The 4793-nt window shown below is 36.8% G+C and carries 7 protein-coding genes; all 7 read left to right on the top strand.

Annotation, left to right across the window (positions count from 1 at the left end; all coding sequences use genetic code 11):
- The first annotated feature begins 543 nt into the window (after positions 1-543).
- The 7 genes from IPJ02_18035 to IPJ02_18005 all read left to right on the top strand — a co-directional run bounded on the left by IPJ02_18035 (position 544) and on the right by IPJ02_18005 (position 4577).
- The gene (locus IPJ02_18035) at positions 544-861 is read left to right on the top strand and encodes a hypothetical protein (protein MBK7377377.1); all 318 of its coding nucleotides are present in this window, start codon (positions 544-546) and stop codon (positions 859-861) included.
- Positions 809-2122 carry a hypothetical protein gene (locus IPJ02_18030; protein ID MBK7377376.1) on the top strand — a complete coding sequence of 438 codons (1314 nt, stop codon included), beginning with the start codon at positions 809-811 and terminating at the stop codon, positions 2120-2122. Before IPJ02_18035 ends, IPJ02_18030 begins: the two co-directional genes overlap by 53 nt.
- A gap of 24 nt (positions 2123-2146) precedes the next feature.
- The gene (locus tag IPJ02_18025; GenBank protein ID MBK7377375.1) at positions 2147-2386 is read left to right on the top strand and encodes a hypothetical protein; all 240 of its coding nucleotides are present in this window, start codon (positions 2147-2149) and stop codon (positions 2384-2386) included.
- A 153-nt stretch (positions 2387-2539) separates the two neighbouring features.
- The gene (locus tag IPJ02_18020) at positions 2540-2752 is read left to right on the top strand and encodes a hypothetical protein (GenBank protein MBK7377374.1); all 213 of its coding nucleotides are present in this window, start codon (positions 2540-2542) and stop codon (positions 2750-2752) included.
- The gene (locus tag IPJ02_18015) at positions 2749-3492 is read left to right on the top strand and encodes a YqaJ viral recombinase family protein (GenBank protein MBK7377373.1); all 744 of its coding nucleotides are present in this window, start codon (positions 2749-2751) and stop codon (positions 3490-3492) included. Before IPJ02_18020 ends, IPJ02_18015 begins: the two co-directional genes overlap by 4 nt.
- A 37-nt stretch (positions 3493-3529) precedes the next feature.
- Positions 3530-3712, top strand: coding sequence for a hypothetical protein (locus IPJ02_18010; GenBank protein MBK7377372.1), 183 nt, complete (start codon positions 3530-3532; stop codon positions 3710-3712).
- Positions 3693-4577, top strand: a complete 885-nt coding sequence (locus IPJ02_18005; GenBank protein ID MBK7377371.1) for a hypothetical protein — start codon at positions 3693-3695, stop codon at positions 4575-4577. The genes IPJ02_18010 and IPJ02_18005 overlap by 20 nt, the downstream gene beginning before the upstream one ends.
- Positions 4578-4793 lie beyond the last annotated feature (216 nt).

Here is a 4793-nt window from a genome sequence, read left to right as displayed (position 1 = left end):
GTGTTAAGGAAGATAGAAGTTTCAGCGAAACGGTATCCCGTCTTTTGGAAAGCCATCCATTAGTAATTACCGAAACCGAAAAATTATCCAAGTCTAAAACTAAAAAATAATAATCTTTATGAAAATAGACTTCTTTACAATTCTACACGCTATATGTTTAATATCAATTATTGGTTGTGCATTATCTGGGATAACTTTTATGGTACTTGGTATATTATTAATATGGGACGTTTACCCATCTATATTTTTTTTAAATATTATTCTTACTGGGCTAATTGGGTTCCCGGCAGTATTTATTATTTGCTATACAATAATAGGTATAATTTATATTGAACACTAAGTTTACAACCACTAAAAAACAACAAGCACAATGAGTACAGATAGCACCATAGCAAACATCCCCCAAAACGACAAGTACATAAACCTTTATTTATTGGTAAGTAGTTGTGGGGGAAACCCAACAAAGGAAATACTTGATGCTATAATAACCATTGTACACAATGACTTCCCTGAAAATAAAAATAACTACTAAAACAAAATAATATGAAAGTAACAAAACTTACAACAGAACAAAAATCAAAACTTGCTGATTACCGGGGATTATACCTAAATAAATTTTTTGGTAAAAACAAGCCAGCAGATAAAAAAGAAGTTAAAGAATACATACATTGGTTTTATAACCAATTTAAAGTATCAAAGAATAGAAAACCAAAAGTAATATTAGTTAATTCACCATACGAAATAAGTGTTGCTATTGCCTATACAAAAGTCCTATATAATAAGGTGGGTAGAAAGAATGAAGTCGGGAATGAAGTCAGGAATGAAGTCTGGAATGAAGTCTGGAATGAAGTCTGGAAATGAAGTCTGGAATGAAGTCGGGAATGAAGTCGAGAATGAAGTCTGGAATGAAGTCTGGAATGAAGTCTGGAATGAAGTCAGGAATGAAGTCGTGAATGAAGTCTGGAATGAAGTCGGGAATGAAGTCAGGAATGAAGTCGAGAATGAAGTCTGGAATGAAGTCGAGAATGAAGTCAGGAATGAAGTCTGGAATGAAGTCAGGAATGAAGTCAGGAATGAAGTCGTGAATGAAGTCTGGAATGAAGTCGGGAATGAAGTCAGGAATGAAGTCGAGAATGAAGTCTGGAATGAAGTCGAGAATGAAGTCGAGAATGAAGTCTGGAATGAAGTCTGGAATGAAGTCGAGAATGAAGTCTGGAATGAAGTCGAGAATGAAGTCGAGAATGAAGTCGGGAATGAAGTCAGGAAGAATAAATTACAATGGCATACACCATCTTATTATATATCGTCATTTAATGCGTGGGTATCTTATTATGACTTTTTTGATAAGGAGTGTTTTAAACTTAAAAAAAGCGAATTATTTAACCAATATAAAAAAGTATTAGACCTAAACATCTTTTGGGCAGTACTATTTGAAAATAGTGTATTTGTTTCAAGAAATGCAGTTAAGTATTTAAGGGATAGCCAAAAGAAACTACATTCAGTATCAGAACCGGCGGTACAGTTTGGGGGCAAGTTAAGGTATCATTTGTATTATGTGCATGGGGTTAATATAAAAAGGCCACTATTTAAGAAGTTATGCAAAAAGGAATATACATTTACAGATTGGGTAAAAGAAGATAATGAAGAAGTAAAGGCGGCTATTTTATCATTTATGGAAGAAAAATGGGGTAGTGAATACCTATTTAGGTTCATATCGGATAATTTAAAAGAAGTAGATACCTTCGTAGATGAAAAGGATAGCCAATATCTTGAAGGCACTACCAAAGGGATGAATATTGGGGTTTACACACTTTTTAAAGGCAAACTGAATAACATAGAATTAGCTTTTGTGAGGTGCTACTGCCCGTCAACGGATAGGATGTTCTTTCTTTGTGTTGATGCCGGTAACAAAAATGCCAAAGATGCCATAGCAAGTCTTTACCGGGTTCCATCTAAGTTAAAGGGTGAAATAAAGTATATCCAAAGGCAGGGGGAAAGGTTCAGCACCGTATTTACCGATAAAGGGAATAAGATACTTAATTCAATGACAGAAGCCGAAATATCGGATTTAACCAATATTGACGGTAACAGTTATTTCAAACTAATGAAGTACGAATATTAATTTTAACAATAAAAAACAAAAAACATGGAAACAAAGACAACTACCAAAGTAAACATCGCCCCTTCTTCAAGTCATGGACATTTTATTGAGAAGGCGAAGCAGGTAATCAACCTTGACAATGTAAACGAAACCTTCCACGTTAAGGGGGAAAGCCAGTTGACAACCACCAACCACACCACCCTTGACATTAAGGAAGACTGTCTAATCACCTGCCAAACGGTTTATGACCCATTCAAAGGGTTATTCGTAAAATCAAAAGATTAAAAAATAACTACTAAGATATGAAAGAAGGAGATATAGTATGCTGGCAGTACTAGTATGATGGGTATTATCATTGGTCATGGGTTAAAGCATCATATTTTCTAAGGCCAAATCTACTTTGCTATTGGCGCATTAAGAAGTTAAAACAATAAAGACATGGAAGATAAAATAACAGTAAAGCTAAACTACTGCATAAACCCAATGATGGCCGAACACCTGCATTTAGGCGGCGAATTTTCCATCCGGGAAGGACAGACAAGGGAAGAAGCATGGGAAGAAGCCATAGGTAGGATTGAAGCGTTTTTTAAAAATCATTATGCTGGTAGGTTTGAAAACGGGTTACCAACAGTACAAGCAAAAGACCTATGAGAGAACAAAACTACTTTAATGAATCAGAGTACCAATGGCTGATGGCTAAGTTGGGGAAAATATCATCCTCAAAATGCAGCGTATTGTTTCAGGGTGGCAAAAGACCGATGACCCCCGCAGAACTTGCGGAGGAAAAGGCTAATAAAGGCCGCAGAACAACGGTTGATACCTTGTTTGGGGATGGTGCTGTAACCTATTTACAAAGCCTTGTATGTGAATTAACAACCGGGGAGGTGGCAGAGGACAGGGATTTTAAGCAACTTGAATGGGGTAAGGCCAATGAAATGGACGCTATATTGCGTTTTCAGGACATTACAGGGCTTTCTGTGGACTATCATGGCATAAGTAACCCTGTTTTCATAAAGTACGGTGATTTCGCCGGGGGAAGTCCTGACGGAACCATTTTAAACCCGTATGAAGATGCTATTTGTGAGTGTAAATGCCATTGGAACGGTGCAATTCACATGAAAAAGCTGTTAATCCGATCAGTTGATGAATTTAAGGACAAATTTTGGGAAGAATATTGCCAAGACCAGATGAATATGGCAGTAACGGGTAAGAAAAACTGCTATTCTATCAGCTATGACCCCCGGAAAAAAGACCCCCGACTGCAAATAAAGATAATCCGCATCCCAATAGACAATGAATGGCAGGCAGAATTTGAAACCAGACTTGAATCAGCAATAGAAATGATGGCCGACATAAATTCAGACATTGATAAGTACCTTTTAATAAAGTAATTTTTGGTGAATTAATAATAAATCTTAACTTTACTACATGAAGCAACACGAAGCTACCGATTCAGTAAGAATAAATAAAGAGTTACTGGACAAGATACGGGAAGTGGCAAAGGCTAAAAGGCAAACTATTGCCGGGTACATGGAGTTGAAATTATTGGCTACGGTAGAACGTGATTGGCAAAAACTTCATGCCGTAAAAAATGGATTTCAGCAAGACTAAACTTATTTGTACCCAGTTAGGTACTATAATGTCAGAGCCAAAGGGTGCATTAACAGATAAAATGTTTACCCGGCTTGAGTATTTGAAAAGCCGCCCAGAACTTACCGAAATCATGAATTTGGAGCGAATAGAACTTCAATTCAGAATGGACAATTATGACCCTACCGCCTTATCAAAAGGGTGCATGAATTACCTGATGTTTATTTATCAATACCTTAAGTACGGGAAGCAGGTTTACCATATCCGAAAGTCAAAGAGGCAAGTTACCGCTATGAATCGGGGCAGTACAATGGAGAAAACATCGTTTGAAATTATTAAGAGGGTAACAGGACAAAATCTATTCAGGCATAAAACCCATCTATCTAACGATTTTTTGAAAGGGCAACTTGATGTAATTGATGGTCAAACATTAAAAAAGGCTAAGAAAATAATTGATGTAAAAACATCTTACAGCCAGTTTGATTTCATGAAGTGTGTAAACTCAGATGTAGTTCGGTCATACAATTTTCAAATGCATGGGTATTTCGCCATTACTGGGAAAGAATACGGCGAAGTGTATCATGTGCTACCCGATTTTACAGAAGACGTTATTCAGGAAAATAAAGACAAAATGATGGAGCTACTTTGCCCGGACGGAGTAATTACCGATGAATTTATGGAAGAATGGCAGTACGCAGAAGATAATATGAGGTTCTCCCATATACCTGATGAAGACCGTATCATAATGTACCCAATAGAAAGGGATGAAAAAATAATTGGTAAGATTTATGAAAAGGTAGAATTTTGCAGGGGGTGGCTGGCTAAGTTTGAAGAAAAGCATCTTGCCAAAATAGCTGCTCAGTTGGAACAATGGAGAAAAAAGTAATACTAAATATTTCCCCACAGACACATATCAGAACCAATACAGGGGATAGAATTTTCTTCAGGATACCCCGGCATTTGCTAAGACCAGCTGGCCTCAAAAGATTACTACGAATAGAGAGGTATAACAACTACAAAATAGAATTGCTTGCTGAAGCAAAAAGAAAACGATTTACTCTTTCCCCGGCAGGGATGGCAATTACATTTTATGTCCCCGTCC

The sequence above is a fragment of the Chitinophagaceae bacterium genome (genome assembly GCA_016710165.1).
Taxonomy (GTDB): Bacteria; Bacteroidota; Bacteroidia; order Chitinophagales; family Chitinophagaceae; genus Ferruginibacter.
Note: the sequence above shows the minus strand (reverse complement) of the source record. Positions and strands in the feature narration are given on the sequence as shown.

What these genes read in the sequence shown, in the direction of transcription:
- IPJ02_18020 (MBK7377374.1), top strand. Translation starts at nt 2,540, where the DNA reads ATGGAAGATAAAATAACAGTAAAGCTAAACTACTGCATAAACCCAATG.
- IPJ02_18025 (MBK7377375.1), top strand. Translation starts at nt 2,147, where the DNA reads ATGGAAACAAAGACAACTACCAAAGTAAACATCGCCCCTTCTTCAAGT.
- IPJ02_18005 (MBK7377371.1), top strand. Translation starts at nt 3,693, where the DNA reads ATGGATTTCAGCAAGACTAAACTTATTTGTACCCAGTTAGGTACTATA.
- IPJ02_18030 (MBK7377376.1), top strand. Translation starts at nt 809, where the DNA reads ATGAAGTCAGGAATGAAGTCTGGAATGAAGTCTGGAATGAAGTCTGGA.
- IPJ02_18010 (MBK7377372.1), top strand. Translation starts at nt 3,530, where the DNA reads ATGAAGCAACACGAAGCTACCGATTCAGTAAGAATAAATAAAGAGTTA.
- IPJ02_18035 (MBK7377377.1), top strand. Translation starts at nt 544, where the DNA reads ATGAAAGTAACAAAACTTACAACAGAACAAAAATCAAAACTTGCTGAT.
- IPJ02_18015 (MBK7377373.1), top strand. Translation starts at nt 2,749, where the DNA reads ATGAGAGAACAAAACTACTTTAATGAATCAGAGTACCAATGGCTGATG.